Here is a 17,283-nt window from a genome sequence, read left to right as displayed (position 1 = left end):
TGTGCCCTGCCTTGCAAAGCCCCGGCGGCGGTGAAACCAATCGCGCTATCGTTCAATGCTCCGGGCGGCGCGCGGCGCGCCCGGATGGAGATGCGCTCATGACCCTTTCCGCCGATCTCTGGGACCGTTCGCTCTGGTACGCCACCGCAAAGGAGCCGGACCCGGGCAGCGACGCGCCCGAGGATGCGCAGGTGCTGGTGATCGGCGGCGGCTTTACCGGGCTCTCCACCGCGCTGCATCTGGCCGAGCGCGGCGTCGCGGTGACGCTGATCGAGGCGGAAAAGATCGGTTTCGGCGCCTCGGGTCGCAATGGCGGGCAGGTGATCCCGGGGCTCAAGATCGACCCGGCAGAGATGCGCGCCCGCTGGGGGGCGGAGGCGGGCGGTAGGCTGGTGGAGTTCGCCGGCGGCGCGGCGGACCGGGTGTTCGACCTGATCGAGCGGCATGGCATCGCCTGCGCCGCGACGCGGCAGGGCTGGATCCAGGGCGCACATTCGGCCAAGGCGCTGCGCGCGGTGCATGGCAGGGCACGGGAATGGGAGCGCGAGGGCGCGCCGGTCGAGATCTACGACGCCGACGCCATGGCGGAGGCCACCGGCACGCGGATCTATCACGGCGGCTGGCGCGATCTGCGCGCCGGGCTGGTCAATCCGCTCTCCTATGCGCGGGGGCTTGCGCGTGCGGCGCGGGCGGCGGGCGTCCGGATCGTCACCGGCGCGCGCGCCATGGCGGTGCTGCGCGAGGGGGCGGGCTGGCGGGTGGATCTCGGCGGCAGTAGCCTGCGCGGCCAGACCGTGGTGATGGCGACCAACGCCTATAACGACAGGCTCATGCCGCGCATGGCGCGCTCGATCCTGCCGGTGCAATCCTCCATCGTCGCGACAGAACCGCTGCCCGAGGCGGTCGCCGCGACGATCCTGCCGCAGGGCGCCTGCTGTTCCGAGACCCGCAAGCTGGCCTTCTACTACCGCCTGACGCAAGACCGCCGCCTTGTGATCGGCGGGCGCGGCGCCACCGGGCCGGTCTATTCCACCGGCTTGCAGGACGCGCTGGAGCAGGGGATGCGCCGGCTCTTTCCGCAGATCGCGGACGCAAGGGTCGATATGGCATGGTCGGGGCATCTCGCGCTGACCATGGATCACCTGCCGCATATCCACGAGCCCGAGCCGGGGCTCTGGGCGGTTGCCGCCTATAACGGGCGCGGGGTGGCCATGGCCACCGCCATGGGCGCGGCACTGGCAGACCGGCTCGCCGAGGGCACGCCGTTGCCGCTGCCGGAAACCCCGATCCGGCCCATCGGCTGGCATGCGCTGCGCGGGCCGGTGATGGATATCGGCGTGCGGTATTACTGGATGAAGGACAGGCTGGGCTTCGCCTCCTGACTGACGCGCCGCCGCCCGGACGGAAAGTTTTTCTTCGTCTCCCCGTCGCACGGCGCTACGCTCTCATGCGAGACACCGGCCCATGCGCTCGCGGCCCGCCGGTCCCGCCTTTCACAGCAAAGATCCCGCCGATGGCTTTCGACTTCATCCTGATGCTCACCGAGAACGACCGGACGATTCCCGACGCGCGGGCGCGGATCGACGAGGCGCTGGAGGGCGGCGTGCGCCATATCGGTTTCAAGGATGTCGGGCTGCCCTTTGCCGATCTGAAAGGGCTCGCCGATGCCATCCGCGCCGCCGGCGGGCGCTCCTATCTGGAAGTGGTGAGCCTCGACGAGTCCAGCGAGCTGGCCTCCGCCCGCGCAGCGGTGGAACTGGATGTGGATTGTCTGCTGGGCGGCACGCGTCCGCAGGCGGTGACGCAGGTCACCCGGGACCATCCGCTGCGCTATTACCCCTTTGCCGGCCAGATCACCGGCCATCCCAGCGTGCTCGAAGGGCCGGGCAGCGCGGTGGTGGACTCCGCCCGCCGGCTTGCCGATCTCGAACATGTGCACGGGCTCGACCTGCTGGCCTACCGGTTCTCCGGCGACGTGCCGGCGCTGATGCGCGATGTCTGCGCGGCGCTGGGCAAGCCGGTGATCATGGCGGGCAGCATCGACAGCGAGGCGCGCATTCTCGCCGCCGCCGAGGCCGGGGCGGCGGGCTTTACCGTGGGCACCGCCGCGCTGGCCGGGGCCTTTCCCGCCGAGGGGCCGGGCTTTGCCGCGCAGGTGCGGGCGATCCTCGGCATGACGGCGCGTGCCCGGACGCACTCGACCGCGCCGCGCCGGATCGCGCTGGCGGCGCATGACACACGCAAGGCGCATCTGCGCGCCTGGGTCACCCGCCACGCCGCGGCGCTGACGGGGCACCGGCTTGTCTGCACCGGCGGCACAGGCCGGATGATCGCCGAGGCCGCGCCGCAGCTCAGCCTGCGCCGCCTGCAGCGCGGCTCGCATGGCGGCGACCAGCAGCTCGGCGCGCTGATCGCCACCGGCGAGCTCGATGCGGTGATCTTCTTTGCCGACCCCACCGTCCCGCATGGCGGCGAGGCGGATCTTCAGGCACTGACCCGGCTTTCGGTGCTGCATGACACGCCGCTGGCGCTGGGCCCCTCCGCCGCCGATATGATCGCCACAGCGCTGCTGATGGCGCCGGGCTCCGGGCGCGTCTGACCGACGCCCGCGATGCGGGAAGACTCACATATCGGACAGCGCGGATGGCGGCTGCGCGGATGCAGCACCGTCTTCGATCTCGTGCAAATATGCCCGATCTTGCAGCAGCCCGGCAGGTTTATCCCGCGCCGCGCGGATTTCACCTTGAAGCTCGCGCGCACCGAGTTCTATTCTATAAAAGTAAGTTCTACTGAGTAGAATAACACAAATTGCGGAACCTCTCATGACCCTGCCTCTCTCCAACAGCATCCGCGCGCAGGATGCGAAACATGTCGTCCATCCCCATACCAATCTGCGCACCCAGCCGGAGGCCGAGCCGCTGGTGATCACGCGGGGCGAGGGCATCTATGTGATCGACGATGCGGGGAACCGCTATCTGGAGGCGGCGGCGGGGCTGTGGTGCGCCTCGCTCGGCTTCGGCAATGCGCGCATCGCCGAGGTGGCCGCGAAGATGCTGACCGAGATCGGCTATTACCACATCTTCCGGGGCGCCGCGAACGCCCCCGCCGCCGAGCTTTCGGCGAAGCTTTCCGCCATCGCGCCCGAGGGGTTCGACCATGTGCTGCTGCAATGTTCGGGATCGGAGGCCAACGACACCGCGATCAAGCTCGTCTGGTATTACTGGGATGCGAAGGGCGCGCCGCAGCGGCGCAAGATCATCTCGCGCGAGCAGAGCTATCACGGCACTTCGACCATCACCTCCTGTCTGACCGGCAAGCCGAAATTCCACACCGGCTACGGGCTGCCCTTCGACGGGTTCCTCTACACCGCGATGCCCTATTACTACCGCAACGCCAGACCCGGCGAGAGCGAGCAGGACTATTCCACCCGGCTGGCCGACGAGCTCGAGGAGATGATCCTCGCCGAGGGCCCCGAGACCATCGCCGCCTTCTGGGCCGAGCCGCTGCTGGGCTCGGGCGGGGCGATTGTGCCGCCGGACGGCTATTACGAAAAGATCCAGGCGGTTCTGGCCAAATACGACATCCTCTTCGTGGCCGATGAGGTCATCTGCGGCTTTGCCCGCACCGGCGAGATGTGGGGCAGCCAGACCTACGGCATGCGCCCCGACATGATCACCTGCGCCAAGGCGCTCTCGGCGGCGATGCAGCCGATCTCGGCGGTGCTGATCGGCGAGCGGGTGTTCGAGCAGATGAAGGTGCAGAGCGACCGGTTCGGCAGCTTTACCCATGGCTACACCTATGCCGGCCACCCTGTCGCGGCGGCGGTGGCGCTGGAGGTGCTGAAGATCTACGAGGAAATGGATCTCGTCGGCCATGTAAAGGCGCTGGAGCCGGGTTTTCTCGCCGGGTTCGAGGCGCTGAAGGACCACCCGCTGGTGGGCGACAGCGGCGGCGTGGGCCTGATCGGCGCGGTCGAGATCGTCGCCGACAAGGAAACCAGGGCGATGCACCCGCCCGAGCTGAAGGTCATGCAGATCTTTGAGGAGCGCGCGTCGCGCAACGGGCTCATCACCCGGATCATCGGCAACCGCATCGCGCTGTCGCCGCCGCAGATCATCACCGCCGCCGAGGTGGAGGAGATGTTCGCCCGGCTGCGCCGCGCCCTGGACGAGACCGCGCAGGCCATCGCCGGATGAGCCCTGCCGATCCAGCGGCCCGTTCCGGGCCGCAGCGGCTGAAGGCTCTGGCCGTCAGCGCCACGGTGCTGGCCGCGGCGGCGCTGGGCGGCTGGGGCGCGCACCGGCTGGGGCTGCCGCTGGCCTGGCTGACCGGGGCGCTGTTCGTCAGCGCGGCTTTTACGTTTTTCGGCGTCAGGGCCGGGGTTGGCCGGTTGCGGCCCTACGGGCTGGTGGTGCTGGGCCTGTCGCTCGGGCAGAGCTTCACGCCCGAGATCCTGCGCGCCATCGCCGGCAGCCTGCCGCTGATCACCGTCTGCGGGTTCCTCACCCTCGGCACCGGTCTACTGGGCGCGCGGATCTTTACCGCCATTGCCGGCACCGATGCCAAGACGGCGTTTTTCTGCTCGGTGCCGGGCGGGGTGGTGTTGATGGCGGTGCATGCGCAGCGCGCCGGCGCCTCCGAGCCGCAGGTGGTGCTGGCGCAGACCATCCGGCTGATCGCCGTGGTGCTGATCTATCCCACGATGATCACCTTTTTCGTGCCGCATCACGCCGAGCTGTCCCGCGCCGTGGCCGAGGCGATGCCCGCCAGCGCCGAGCCCGCGACGCTGCTGCGCATCGGGCTCTACGCGGCGGCGGGGCTGGTCGTGGCGCGGATCGGGCAGCGGCTCTATATTCCCAATCCCTGGATGCTGGCGCCCTGCCTGATGTCGATCTGCCTCTCCGCCTTCGGCGCGCAGCCCGTGGTGCTGCCGCATGTGGTGGTGACGGTCTGCCAGGTGATCCTCGGCGTCTCGCTCGGCACGCAGATGACGCAGGACTTCGTGATGCGCGCCCACCGGCTGGTGATCGCCTCGGTGCTGTCGGCGCTGCTGCTGACGCTGATCATGGTGCCGCTGGCGTTGCTCGTCGCCAGGCTCGGCGGGCTCGATATCGGCGCGACGCTGCTCGGCATGGCGCCGGGCGGTATGCCGGAAATGACCATCACCGCCCAGTCGCTCGGTATTGCCGTGCCGCTGGTGCTGAGCTTTCACCTCGTCCGCATCCTGATCGGCAACCTGCTGATCGAGCCGATCTGGTGGCTGGCCTGCCGCCTCGGATGGGCGCCATCCGCGCGTCGGGATGCCGGGCCCGACCGCTAATCCCGGAGACCGTACATGACCCTCGACCGATTGCAGAACTATATCGGCGGCGCCTTCCAACCGCCCCTTAGCGATGCCTGGATGGAAACCGAAAACCCCTATAGCGCCGCCGCCTGGGGGCTGATCCCGCGCTCGGGCGCCGAGGATGCGAGCGCCGCCGTTGCCGCCGCCAAGCAGGCCTTCGAGAGCGGCCCCTGGGCCGAGGCCAGCCCCACCGCGCGGGCGGGCATGCTGCGCCGGATCGCAGCGGTCGTGGCCGAGAATGCCGAAGAGCTCGCCCGGATCGAGGTGCGCGACAACGGCAAGACCTTTGCCGAGATGCATGCGCAGGTGCAGCGCATTCCCGACTGGTACAATTTCTATGCCGGGCTTGCCGACAAGATCGGCGGCGAGCTGCTGCCCGAGGCGCGGCCCGGTCACATGACCTATGTGCGTCACGAGCCGCTGGGCGTGATCGCCATGATCACGCCGTGGAACTCGCCGCTGATGCTGCTCGCGTGGAAACTGGCGCCGGCGCTCGCGGCAGGCAACACCGCCGTCGTGAAACCCTCGGAATTCACCACCGCCTCGGCGCTGCGCTTTGCCGGGCTGGTGGGCGAGGCGGGGCTGCCCGCGGGTGTGCTCAACGTGGTGGGCGGGCTCGGCGCCGAGGTGGGCGCGGCGCTCACCGGGCATCCGGACGTGGCCAAGGTGGCCTTTACCGGCGGGGTCTCCGGCGGGCGCGCGGTCTATGCCGCCGCCGCGCAGGATCTGAAGCCGGTGAGCCTGGAGCTCGGAGGTAAATCGCCCAATATCGTCTTTGGCGATGCCGATCTTGAGCTTGCCGCGCGCGGCGTCGTCTCGGGCATCTTCGGCTCCGGCGGGCAGAGCTGCGTCGCGGGCTCGCGGCTGCTGGTGCAGCGCGACCTGCATGACGCCTTTGTCGCGCGGGTGGTGGAGCTGACCGAAAAGATCCGGCTGGGCGATCCGATGTCGCCCGAGACCGATATCGGCCCGGTCGCCAACCGCCCGCAATTCGATCGGATCATGACCTGCATCGGCTGGGCGCTGGAGGACGGCGCCACCTGCGTGACCGGCGGCACGCAGGTGCAAGACCCCGAAGGCGGCCCCGGCCTGTTCGTGGCGCCCACGGTTTTCACCGGCGTGTCCAACGACATGCGCATCGCCCGCGAAGAGGTGTTCGGCCCGGTGCTGAGCGTCATCCCCTTTGACGGCGAAGCGGAGGCGGTGGCGATCGCCAATGACAGCCCCTTTGGATTGGGCGCCGGTCTCTGGACCCGCGACGTGGCGCGGGTGCATCGGGTGGCGGCCCGGTTGCAGGCCGGCTCGGTCTGGGTCAATACCTACAAGGCGACATCCCAGATCGCACCCTTCGGCGGCTACAAGGCCTCGGGCCTCGGCCGCGAGGGCGGGGTCGAGATGATCGCCGATTACCTCCAGACCAAATCGGTCTGGCTCAACCTGACCGGCGAGGTGCCCTACGGGTTCCCGCTCTAGGAGACCGACCATGCCCGGCCCCGTCATCGTCAACCATCTTTCCGCCGAGGTCGGCGAGGCGCTCAGCCAGCATCCCAGCGGGCCGACGGTGATCGCCCGGCCCGGTGCCGAGCGCCCCTGGGAGATTCCACAGGAGGCGGAGATCCTGCTCACCGGTGCCTTCGAGGCGTGGAAACAGGCGCCGGACACCGGCCCGGATCTGCCCAACCTGCGCTGGGTCCAGACCTTTTCCGCCGGGGTCGAGGGGTATCCCGACTGGCTGAAGCAGGGGCGGCTCGTGAGCTGCGGGCGGGGGCTCACCTCGGGGGCCATCGCGGAATATGTCATGGCGGCGATGCTGCGGGTGGAAAAGCCGCTCGATACGCGGCGTGTGCGGTGCCGCGACGACTGGCGCGACGTGCCGCTCGGCGGTCTCGACGGCAAGCGGCTGGGTCTGCTCGGTTACGGCTCCATCGGACAGGCGATTGCCCGCCGCGCTGCCGCCTTCGGCATGGAGGTGCTGGCGCTGCGGCGCGGCGGCTGGGACGAGAGCGAGCCGCATGCCCGCCCCGCCGCTTCTGCCGGTGCGCTGATCGGGGCGGTGGATTACCTGGTGGTGGCGGCACCGCTGACGCCGCAGACCGAGGGCATGGTGAACGCAGCGCTGCTGTCGCAGGCGCGCCCGGGTCTGCATCTCATCAATATCTCGCGCGGACGGATCGTCGATCAGGAGGCGCTGCTCGCGGCGCTCGACGCCGGTACGCTCTCCGGTGCGACGCTGGATGTGACCACGCCCGAGCCGCTGCCGGATGGCCATCCGCTCCTGGCGCGCGACGACGTGCTGGTCACCCCGCATATTTCCTATACCGGTGGCGCCGCGCGGGCGCGGTTCATCGAAAAGCTGCTGGCCAATCTCGACGCCTATCTCGCCGGCACACCGCTGCGCGATGTGGTCGAGCCCGGGCGCGGCTACTGAGCCTCGCCGCCGCCGGCGGCATCGTAGAAGGGCGAGCCGAGACGGGTGCAGATCGTCGCGGCGGCGGCCAGCACATGCGGCTTCATCTCGGTGATGCGCTCTTCGGTCAGACGCAGCGACGGGCCCGACAGGCTGAGCGCGCCGATCATCCCCTGACCAACCGCAAAGATCGGGGCCGACATGCCGGCGATGCCCGGGCCGCGCTCGCCGATCGACACATCGGGCAGCCGCGCGAGATCGTCCGCGCCGGCGGGCACATCGCCGGCGAGCGCGCCATAGGTCATGAAGACATGCCCCGCCGCGCCCTTGCCGATCTCGACCGCGTCGCCCTCGGCCACATGTTCGCGCAGCGGCTGATGCGTGTCGGCGCGGAACAGGCAGACCCGCATATTGCCCTCGCGCCGGAAGAAAGAGCCGCTTTCGCCGGTCTTGCGCACCAGATCCTCCAGCACCGGTCGGATCACCTCTTCGAGCCGCAGGCTGTGCTGATAGACCTGCCCGATGCGGAATGCCTCGACCCCGACCGCATAGCGCTTGTCCGTGGTCATGGTGATATAGCCCGCGTTCTGAAGCGAGATCAGAAGCCGCAGCGCCGAGCTCTTGACCAGGCCGCTGCGTTCGGAGATCTCGCCGAGCGACAGGGTCGGGCTGCGGCTGTCGAAGAGCGACAGGATGCGCAGGGCCTTGTCGACCGCCTCGACCCCCTTGGTCTTGAGCTTCGGTGCTGAGTTCATGGGCCACTCCCGAAAATATGCCACGCCGATACCGCAAATGCTGCATCCGCAGCTTGACCTGTGCGGTCTTTCTCTCAATCATTCTATCTATCATAAAAGTATTCTATCCTGTGAAATGACGTCAATCGTAAAATTCCCCGGCAGTGCGGAAAGAGACGTCCGCAAAGAGGGATGGGACCAACAAGGAGACAGAAGATGACCAGAACCACCAACAAGACGCCGAAACCGGCGGGCGTGACCCGGCGCGGCTTTCTCAACAGTGCCGCCGCCGGCGCCTTTGTCGCTGCGGCACCGCTTTACGTGCGCCGTGCCAATGCCGCCTCGTCCGAGCTGAATATTCTGAGCTGGAGCGCCGAGCTGCCCGACGACGTGCTGAGCGATTTTCAGGCAGAGACCGGCATCACCGTCAATCTGACGCCGTTCTCCTCCAACGAAGAGCTGATCAACAAGATGCAGGCGACCTTCGGCGAAGGCTTCGATCTCTGCATGCCCTCTTTCAACCGCGCGCCGGAGTTCGAATTCCTCGAACTGCTCGCCCCGTTCGACACCACCCGGCTGGCAATGGACAATTACGTGCCCTCGCTGCTCGACGCTTCGGAAGAGCTCTGGACCTGGGGCGGCGAGCTCTACCATGTGCCGCATGTCTGGGGGTCGGAAGCGATTGCCTGGCGCAACGATCAGGCCGATCTCAGCTATGCCGACATGAGCTATGGCCTGCTCTGGGAGGGCGATTTCGCCGGCGCGGTGCAGATGCGCCCGACCTCGGGCCTGCTGGGGCTGGGGCTCTGGCTCGACGCCACCGGCAAGCTGCCCAGCAACCGTATGCTCGACGCCTACAAGGACGAGGCGACGATGCGCAAGATCTATGACGAGCTGCTCGCCTATGCGGTCGCCCACAAGGAGCGTATCAAGCAGTTCTGGGATTCCACCGACACCACGCGCTCGGGCTTCATGCAGAACGGCTGCACCATCGGGCAGACCTGGGACGGTCCGGCGCTGGGGCTGGCCAAGGCCGGTGAACCGGTCAGCTACATGGCGCCGCAGGAGGGCGCGCTGGCCTGGATCGACGGGTTTGCGCTGCCCAAGGCGGCGCGGAATGTCGATGAGGTCTATGCCTTCTTCGACTACCTGCTGAAGCCCGAGATCGCCGGGCGTGTCGCCTCGGGGTCGAGCTACAACTCCTCGGTCAAGGGCGCGGATGCCTATGTGCCCGAGGCCGACAAGGAGCTGTTCCGCGCGGCTTATCCCGAGGATGCGCTGGACAAGCTCTGGCGCTATCCGGCCAGCCCGTCCTGGTTCAACACCGTGCGCAACGAATATGCCGAGAAGTTCAAGGTCGCCTGACCTTTGCTTCCGGCGGCGGGGCGATCCGGCCCCGCCCTCTCCCTTTCGTCCGCGGCGCCAAGACCGCGGCAGCAACCGACCCATGTGCAGGCGACGACCATGACCGCAGCCATCGAGCTAGAAAAGGTGAGGGTGACCTTCGGCACCTTCACCGCCGTCCATGAAACCGATCTCGAAGTCAAAAGCGGCGAGTTCTTCAGCTTTCTCGGCCCGTCGGGCTGCGGCAAGACGACGATCCTGCGCACCATCTCGGGCTTTACCGAGCCGAGCGCGGGTCATGTCCGGATCGGCGGCGCCGACATGACGCAGGTCGGGCCGAACAAGCGGCCCACGGCGCTGATCTTTCAGAATCTCGCGCTGTTTCCGATGATGTCGGTGGCGGAAAACGTGGCCTACGGGCTGCGGGTGCGCGGCATGGCGAGGGGCGTGCGCGAGGAAAAGGCGCTGAAGCTGCTCGACCAGGTGGCGCTCGGACCGCATGCGCAGAAGAAGATCGGCGAGCTGTCGGGCGGCCAGAAGCAGCGGGTTGCCATCGCCCGCGCGCTGGCGGTCGAGCCCAAGGTGCTGCTGCTCGACGAGCCGCTCTCGGCGCTGGATCTCAAGCTGCGCCAGCACATGCGGCGCGAGCTGCGCGAGATCCAGCAGCGCGTCGGCATCACCTTTGTCTACATAACCCACGATCAGGGCGAGGCGCTGACCATGTCCGACCGGGTGGCGGTGATGAGCGCCGGTCGTATCGAGCAGGTGGGCGATGCGCGCAGCATCTACAACCACCCCGAAACACCCTTCGTCGCCTCCTTCGTGGGCGAGAGCAACGCCATCCCCGGCCAGGTGACGACCGCAGAGGGCGGCATGGCGCAGATCCGGACCGATCTGGGCCTCTTCGCCGGGCGCAATCCCAAGGCGCTGACGCCGGGCGATACCGCAACGCTGTTCATCCGGCCCGAGCTGATGACTCTGACACCGGGCGCGGAGGACTGCCATTTCGCCTCGGCGCTGCACGATCTCTCCTATGAGGGCAATCTCAGCCACATGCATCTAGATGCCGGCAAGGCGCGCTTTGCGGTGACGCTGGTCGCCGCCGATCCCGGCGCGCTGCCGCAGATCGGCCAGCCGGTGCAGGCGGGCTTTCGCCCCGAGCATGCGGTCATCCTCGCCGGCGGGGCGGTGGCATGAGCAATCTCGGCCTGACCTTTGCCGTGACGGCCGTGATCGTCGCGGGCTTCTTTCTGCTGACCAAGCTCAACCCCTCGCCCGACGAGCGGCGGCTGGGCTTTTTCCAGCGCAACGGCGCGCTGGTCGGCGCCTACCTGCTGCTGGGCGTCGGGTTCTGGACGATCTTTACCGTCATCATGCCGATGACCTTCATGGTGGACCTGTCCTTTCACATGAAGCTGCCGCCCTCGAAACAGGGCGGGCCCGAAGACGTCTATACGCTCAAGAACTACCGCTATTTCCTCTTCGGCAGCCCGACGAGCGGCGATGCGTGGAACTGGATCCATATCCGCGCCTTTCTGGTGACGATCTGGGCCTCGGTGCTGCTGACGCTGCTGAATTTCGCGCTGTGCTACCCCATCGCCTATTACATGGCGCAATCGGCCACGGCGCGGAAACTGCGGCTGGTGCTGCTGCTGCTCATCATTCCCTACTGGGTGAACGACATCCTGCGCGCCTTTGCTTTCCGCATCCTGCTGTCGGATGCGGGGTTCATCAACAACCTGCTGATCTGGATGGGGGTGATCGACCAGCCCGTCGATTTCATCGCCGCCAATACCGCGCTCTACATGGCGCTGTCCTATTCGCATCTGCTGATCATGATCTTTCCGCTCTACAACGCCATCGACAGTCTCGATCACAACCAGATCGAGGCGGCGCGCGATCTCGGCGCGCCCTGGTGGCATATCCACCTCTTTATCGTCATGCCGCATGCCAAGCCGGGCATTGCCTCGGGGATGACGCTTTGCTTCATGCTGACGGCGGGCGCGGTGGCGACGCCGCTGGTGCTGGGCGGGCCGAACTCGCTGTGGTTCACTCCCATCGTCTATGACCGGTTCTACCAGCTCTTCGACTGGCCGCAGGGCGCCGCCTATGCGCTGATCCTGCTTGTGGCCTGCATCACGCTGGTGCTGGGTACGCTCCGGCTCGCCGGGCTCAAGCTCGGGGAGATCACGAAATGAGGCCCGAGCTGTTCACCCGTTTCACCGTGGCGGTCTACATGGTGTCGTTCTTCCTGTTCCTGCTGGGGCCGCTTGCGGTGATGGGGATCTCGGCCTTCAACACGCCGCCCTATCCGCAGGTCTGGCCGATCGAGGGCGTCACCCTGAGATGGTTCGGAGAGCTCTTTGCCGACCGGGAAATGCTGGAGGGGCTGCGCACCAGCGTGATCATCGGTGTTGCCGTGGTCTGCCTCGCGGTGCCGATGGGGCTCGCCGGGGCCATCGTGATGACGCAGGTCTATCGCCACGCGCGCTCGTTCTATTACTTTATCGTGGTGGCGCCGGTGCTGACGCCGGGCATCGTCATCGGCATCGCCACGGTGGTGTTCTGGCGCGATTTCAGCGGCTTTGCGGGCATCCGGAGCTGGGTCTATTCCGGCACCGTGCTGACGGTCATCGCGCAGTCGAGCTTCATCGCCTCCTATTGCATGCTGATCATCATGGCGCGGCTCCAGCGCTTCGATCTCACCCAGGAAGAGGCGGCGCTTGATCTCGGCGCCAGCTATCCGCAGGTGTTCCGCGACGTGCTTCTGCCCTTCCTGCGTCCGGCGCTGCTGTCCTCGGCGATGCTGGCCTTCCTGACCTCCTTCGAGAACTACAACGCCACCACCTTTGCGATCCTCGCCGACAAGACCATGACCACGGTGCTGGCCGGGCAGGTGCGGCTCGGCTCCTCGCCCGAGATCTCGGCGCTGGCTACGGTGATCGTGGCGCTGACCATCGTCGGAGCGCTGATCTTCGAGGTGATCAAGCGACGCGGCGACCGGAAGCTGGCGCAGCGCCAGAGGGCGGCGCGGGCCGAAGAGGCGGCAGAGCTCGCCGGCCAGACATCGTAACAGGCAGGCAAGAGACGGAGAGCAAAGCATGGCCCCGAAGGTGGACAAGGTGGTTTCGGACAGGGTGCTGCCCGAGGCCGTGGATGTGGCAATCGTCGGCGGCGGCATCATCGGTGTCGCGGCGGCGCTGACGCTCGCCGAGCGCGGAATCTCGGTGGCGCTCTTCGAGAAGGGTATCGTCGCGGGCGAGCAGTCGGGGCGCAACTGGGGCTGGTGCCGCGAACAGCTGCGCTCGCTGCCCGAGGTGCCGCTGGCGATGCGCAGCATGGCGCTCTGGCGCGGCATGGCGGAGCGGATCGGCGAGGATGCGGGCTTTCGCCAGACCGGGATGATGGTGGTCAGCAAGGACCGCGAAGAGGTCGCGCGCTGGCAGCAATGGCTCGACGACACCGCGCATTACGGCATGGAAGGCGGTCTGCTCTCGGCGCAGGAGACCCGCGCCATGCTGCCCGAGACCAGCGAGGACTGGATCGGCGCGATCCATTCCCCGGTGGATGGCTGGGCCGAACCGGCAACCGCCGCCCCGGCGATGGCACGGGCGGCGCAGCGCAAGGGGGCGCTCATCTTTCAGAACTGCGCGCTGCGCGGATGGGAGCGCTCGGGCGGTGCGATCTCGCATGTGGTGACCGAAAAGGGCCGGGTGCGCTGTTCCCGCGTGCTGGTCGCGGGGGGCGCCTGGTCGTCGCTGCTGCTGCGCAATCAGGGGCTCAAATTCGCGCAATCGGGCGTCTATGCCACCGCCTTCCGCACCGAGGCCGGGCCGGAAGTGTTTGCCGGCGGGGTCGGCAGCCCGTTCTTTTCCTACCGGCGCCGGGCCGATGGCGGCTACACCATCGGGCTGCGCGGGCGCGGGCGGGTGGAGCTGACGCCCGCCGGGCTGATGAGCGCGCGCGCCATGCTGCCGCTGTTTCTCAGCCGCCGGGGCGATCTCACGCTGCGCATCGGGCGCAGCTTCTTCGACGGGCCGTTTGCGCTGCACCGCTGGAAGCTGTCGCGGCCTTCACCTTTCGAGCGGCACCGGCGCTATGACCCTGCGCCCGACGCGGCCATCGTGCGCGACGGCATCGCCGCCTTTCGCGCGGCCTATCCGGTGCTGGGCGAGCTCGGTGTCGCCGAGAGCTGGGGCGGGCTGATCGACGCCACGCCGGACATGGTGCCGGCCATCGCGCCGGTCGCCGGAGAGCCGGGCTGCGTGCTGGCCAGCGGCTTCAGCGGTCACGGCTTTGCGCTGGGCCCCGCCGCCGGCGAGCTGGCGGCGGATCTGCTGACCGGAACCGCGCCGCAGGTCGATCCCGCGCCCTTTGCGCTCAGCCGCTTTGCCGAGGGCAGGGCGCATGCGATTCACCGCTGGGTCTGAAGCCGCGGCTTTTCGGGGAGCACGGGCATCGCGACGGGTGCGCTGCCGCGCGGTTTCGCGCGCTGGCTCTGCCAGTGCGCCACCGCATATTGCAGCGCCAGCCCGCCGAGGATCAGCACCATGTCCTGCACCATCCCCGCCGGGTGCAGCGCCTTGATCACCTGTGCCGCGATGGAAAGCACCGTGCCGGTGGCAAAGACCCAGAGCGCATAGCGGCCCAGCAGCCGCACCGGCGCGGCGAGGCGCGAGGCGGTGAGCGCCCGGATCAGCCCGGGCCAGGACAGCGCATAGGCGAGCGCGAGGAAATGCAGCAGACGCGGCGCCGAGACATAGGTCTTGTCAAAGGCGACGAACAGGAAAGAGGCGCCCTGGTGGTAGAGCCAGGAAAGGCTCTGGTTCATCGTCGACATCAGCGGCGGGTGCTTGACCCAGACGAGGGCGTAGAGCAGCGCGAAGAGCGTGAGGGCGAGCAGCCAGCGCGAAGCCGGCACAAAGCGCCGCCCGTCGCGCAGCGCCAGCCCGGTCAGGATGCCGAGCGAGAACAGAAGCTGCCAGGAAAACGGGTTGAAGAACCAGCCGCCGGGCAGCGGGTAATTCGGCAGGTCGATACGAAAGAGCGCGCTCAGCACCCAGATCGCCACGCTCAGCGCCAGCAGCCCCAGCGGGCGGCGCTGCCCCAGCCGCACCAGAAACGGCGCGGCAAGCATCAGCGCGCCATACATCGGCAGGATGTTGATATAGCCGAACTGATGGCCCAGCGTGACGAGGCCGACACCCACGGTCAGCGGATCCTCCCAGAGCATGTAGAAGGAGTTGGGCCGCAGCAGCTCGGTCTCGCCGCTCCACAGCACGCCCGCGCCGACGATCACGATCGCCAGCAGCGTGGTCAGGATGTGCACGCGGTAGAGCGTCCAGGCGCGCATCCAGGCCAGCCGCAGCGCGCCGCGCGATATGCCCCCGGCGAGGCGCGGCCCATAGGCCAGCGCCACCGCGCAACCGGACATAAAGACAAAGCCCTCGGCGGCGTCCGAGAGCCCGAAATTGCGCGAGGTGATATGTTCGAAGATCGTGCCCGGGACGTGGTTTATATAGATCATCACGAGGCTCAGGCCCCGGAAGAAATCAAGTCGCGGGTCCCGTGGCTGGCGCGCTTTCGCGGCGCTGGCAGGGGCGTGTGGCTGGGTCAGCTCTTTGGCTCCTCGCTGGGGGTCGCGCGTCTCATGCGCGCGCACTCTGCTGCATCGGCGGCACGGCGGGGGTCGATGGCGACACGCCCTTGGGCGTCATGCCCCAGCGCGTCACGATGCGGTCGTGGATCTGCATCACCGGTGCCGGGCGCAGCTCGACCGGTACGGTCATCAGCGGCGATTGCGACGGCAGCGAGGTCCAGCGCAGCAGCATCGGCGCGGCGATCATCGGCGCGCCCACCGGCAGCAGCCACAGGAACAGCGCCGGGGCAAAGAGCCAGGACGAGGCCATGCCGGCGAGGCCGATGAGCATGATCCACCACGAGGCAGCCAGCGCGACCGCCCAGCTCAGCGTGCCGTCGCCGCGGTTGTTCTGCGGCCAGCCGCCATCGCTGCGGCCAAAGACCTGAAGCACCGAGCGGGTGGTGAAAAGCAGCAGCACCGGCGCGGTCAGCGAGGACAGCAGCAGCTCGGCCAGCGTCGACAGGAGCACGCGTGACGGCCCGCCGAACGCCTCCGCCCGCTCGCTGAGCGCGGCGCGCAGCGCGATCAGCAGTTTCGGCAGCAGCAGCAGGCCGAAGATGCCGATGGCCAGTCCGATGGCCTTGGCCGCCGCCGAGGGCGGGAAATGCGGGAAAGGCCAGCCGGGTGTGGGGAAGTAATCCGGCATCGGGGTAAACAGCGGCGAGGCGATGGAGGCGACGATGAAACCCAGCCAGAAGAGCGGCGCCACATAGGCCATGATGCCCTGGGCAAAAACGAAGCGCGACCACGGCTTCAGCCCCGGCGCGCCGATGATGCGCATATGTTGCAGGTTGCCCTGGCACCAGCGGCGGTCGCGCTTGGCGTGATCGACGATGTTTTCCGGTCCTTCCTCATAGGAGCCGCCGAGATCGTCGTCGAGCCGCACCACCCAGCCCTGACGCGCCAGCAGCGCTGCTTCGACATAGTCGTGGCTCAGCACATGGCCGCCAAAGGGCGGCGTGCCGCGCAGCGCCGGCAGGCCGCAGGATTGTGCGAAGGCGCGCACGCGGATGATGGCGTTATGGCCCCAGAACGGCCCGGTCTCGCCCTGCGCCATGGCAAGGCCGCGTGCAAAGACCGGCGAGAAGAACGCCGCGGAGAACTGCATGGCGCGGCCAAAGCGCGACTGCGCGCGGATGATCTGCGGCAGGGTCTGGAGCAGGCCGAGCGCCGGCTCCGCCTCCATCCGGCGGATCATCTGGAGGATGGTCTCGCCCTCCATCAGCGAATCCGCATCCAGGATCACCGCGTAATCATAGGCGCCGCCGGAGCGGGCGATGAAATCCTCGATATTGCCGGCCTTGCGCCCGACATTGTCCTCGCGCCGGCGATAGAAGAACCGGCCAACCCCGTCGCATTCGGCAACGAGCTTTTCGAATACCTCGATCTCGCGCGCGGCGACATCCTCGTCGCGGGTGTCGGAGAGAATGGCGAAATGGATCTGCGCAGGGTCGCCGGTGGCGCGCAGCGAGGCCTCGATGGCGGCGACGCGGGCGAAGGTTTCGAGCGGATCCTCGTTATAGACCGGCATCAGGACGCAGGTCCGGCCCCGGATCGGCGCGTCGCGGTCGTAATCGGGCGCGCGGGGGCGGCTTGTCAGCCCGGTCAGCGCCTGCACCGAGCCCCAGGCCAGCCAGAGCGTCGAGATCAGGATCAGCACCGCGCGCAGCACATCGAGCGTGGTCAGCCCGTCCGCCTCGCCGAATTGCAGGAAGAGCACGAAGGCGCCGAGCCCTGCCAGCAGGCACAGCGACACCATCGCGATGCGCAGCGCGTAGAGCGCAGGGCGGGAGCTGACGAGACCGGTCATTGT

14 protein-coding genes are annotated in these 17,283 nt (G+C 68.0%); 11 read left to right on the top strand and 3 right to left on the bottom strand.

All coding sequences use genetic code 11. The features are described 5' to 3' along the window. Nucleotides 1–98: 98 nt before the first annotated feature. The 6 genes from Ga0080574_RS09465 (at nucleotide 99) to Ga0080574_RS09440 (ending at nucleotide 7,772) form a co-directional block, all read left to right on the top strand. A complete protein-coding gene (locus tag Ga0080574_RS09465; RefSeq protein WP_076697872.1) occupies nucleotides 99–1,382 on the top strand; it encodes an NAD(P)/FAD-dependent oxidoreductase in 1,284 nt (427 codons plus the stop codon). Nucleotides 1,383–1,513: 131 nt separating this feature from the next. After that, the gene (locus Ga0080574_RS09460; protein ID WP_076697865.1) at nucleotides 1,514–2,599 is read left to right on the top strand and encodes a methylglyoxal synthase; all 1,086 of its coding nucleotides are present in this window, start codon (nucleotides 1,514–1,516) and stop codon (nucleotides 2,597–2,599) included. 223 nt (nucleotides 2,600–2,822) lie between these two features. Continuing rightward, nucleotides 2,823–4,196, top strand: coding sequence for an aminotransferase (locus Ga0080574_RS09455; protein ID WP_076697861.1), 1,374 nt, complete (start codon nucleotides 2,823–2,825; stop codon nucleotides 4,194–4,196). Next, complete coding sequence (locus tag Ga0080574_RS09450; protein WP_076697856.1) at nucleotides 4,193–5,320, top strand: AbrB family transcriptional regulator; 1,128 nt, start codon at nucleotides 4,193–4,195, stop codon at nucleotides 5,318–5,320. Before Ga0080574_RS09455 ends, Ga0080574_RS09450 begins: the two co-directional genes overlap by 4 nt. Nucleotides 5,321–5,335: 15 nt before the next feature. Then, the gene (locus Ga0080574_RS09445; protein ID WP_076697850.1) at nucleotides 5,336–6,817 is read left to right on the top strand and encodes an aldehyde dehydrogenase; all 1,482 of its coding nucleotides are present in this window, start codon (nucleotides 5,336–5,338) and stop codon (nucleotides 6,815–6,817) included. A 10-nt stretch (nucleotides 6,818–6,827) separates the two neighbouring features. Beyond that, nucleotides 6,828–7,772 carry an NAD(P)-dependent oxidoreductase gene (locus Ga0080574_RS09440; protein WP_076697839.1) on the top strand — a complete coding sequence of 315 codons (945 nt, stop codon included), beginning with the start codon at nucleotides 6,828–6,830 and terminating at the stop codon, nucleotides 7,770–7,772. Here the strand turns inward: Ga0080574_RS09440 and Ga0080574_RS09435 are convergent. Continuing rightward, nucleotides 7,766–8,506 carry an IclR family transcriptional regulator gene (locus Ga0080574_RS09435; RefSeq protein WP_076697828.1) on the bottom strand — a complete coding sequence of 247 codons (741 nt, stop codon included), beginning with the start codon at nucleotides 8,504–8,506 and terminating at the stop codon, nucleotides 7,766–7,768. The genes Ga0080574_RS09440 and Ga0080574_RS09435 overlap by 7 nt on opposite strands. A gap of 195 nt (nucleotides 8,507–8,701) precedes the next feature. Between Ga0080574_RS09435 and Ga0080574_RS09430 the strand changes: the two genes are divergently transcribed. From Ga0080574_RS09430 to Ga0080574_RS09410, 5 genes are all read left to right on the top strand, one after another. Beyond that, on the top strand, nucleotides 8,702–9,850 hold the full coding sequence (locus tag Ga0080574_RS09430) for an extracellular solute-binding protein (protein ID WP_076697822.1): 1,149 nt from the start codon (nucleotides 8,702–8,704) through the stop codon (nucleotides 9,848–9,850). A gap of 99 nt (nucleotides 9,851–9,949) precedes the next feature. Continuing rightward, a complete protein-coding gene (locus Ga0080574_RS09425; protein ID WP_076697819.1) occupies nucleotides 9,950–11,026 on the top strand; it encodes an ABC transporter ATP-binding protein in 1,077 nt (358 codons plus the stop codon). Then, complete coding sequence (locus tag Ga0080574_RS09420; protein ID WP_083716800.1) at nucleotides 11,023–12,027, top strand: ABC transporter permease; 1,005 nt, start codon at nucleotides 11,023–11,025, stop codon at nucleotides 12,025–12,027. Before Ga0080574_RS09425 ends, Ga0080574_RS09420 begins: the two co-directional genes overlap by 4 nt. Continuing rightward, nucleotides 12,024–12,902, top strand: a complete 879-nt coding sequence (locus tag Ga0080574_RS09415; RefSeq protein WP_076697811.1) for an ABC transporter permease — start codon at nucleotides 12,024–12,026, stop codon at nucleotides 12,900–12,902. Before Ga0080574_RS09420 ends, Ga0080574_RS09415 begins: the two co-directional genes overlap by 4 nt. 28 nt (nucleotides 12,903–12,930) lie before the next feature. Beyond that, nucleotides 12,931–14,259: an NAD(P)/FAD-dependent oxidoreductase gene (locus Ga0080574_RS09410; RefSeq protein ID WP_076697809.1), complete on the top strand. Its 1,329-nt coding sequence runs from the start codon at nucleotides 12,931–12,933 to the stop codon at nucleotides 14,257–14,259. On the opposite strand, the gene Ga0080574_RS09405 is transcribed toward Ga0080574_RS09410, so the two are convergent. Then, nucleotides 14,244–15,446, bottom strand: a complete 1,203-nt coding sequence (locus Ga0080574_RS09405) for an OpgC family protein (protein ID WP_076705826.1) — start codon at nucleotides 15,444–15,446, stop codon at nucleotides 14,244–14,246. The genes Ga0080574_RS09410 and Ga0080574_RS09405 overlap by 16 nt on opposite strands. A gap of 31 nt (nucleotides 15,447–15,477) precedes the next feature. Further along, nucleotides 15,478–17,280, bottom strand: coding sequence for a glucans biosynthesis glucosyltransferase MdoH (mdoH, locus tag Ga0080574_RS09400; RefSeq protein ID WP_076697807.1), 1,803 nt, complete (start codon nucleotides 17,278–17,280; stop codon nucleotides 15,478–15,480). Nucleotides 17,281–17,283: the final 3 nt, after the last annotated feature.

It is taken from the genome of Salipiger abyssi (assembly GCF_001975705.1).
Classification (GTDB): Bacteria; Pseudomonadota; Alphaproteobacteria; order Rhodobacterales; family Rhodobacteraceae; genus Salipiger; species Salipiger abyssi.
Note: the sequence above shows the minus strand (reverse complement) of the source record. Positions and strands in the feature narration are given on the sequence as shown.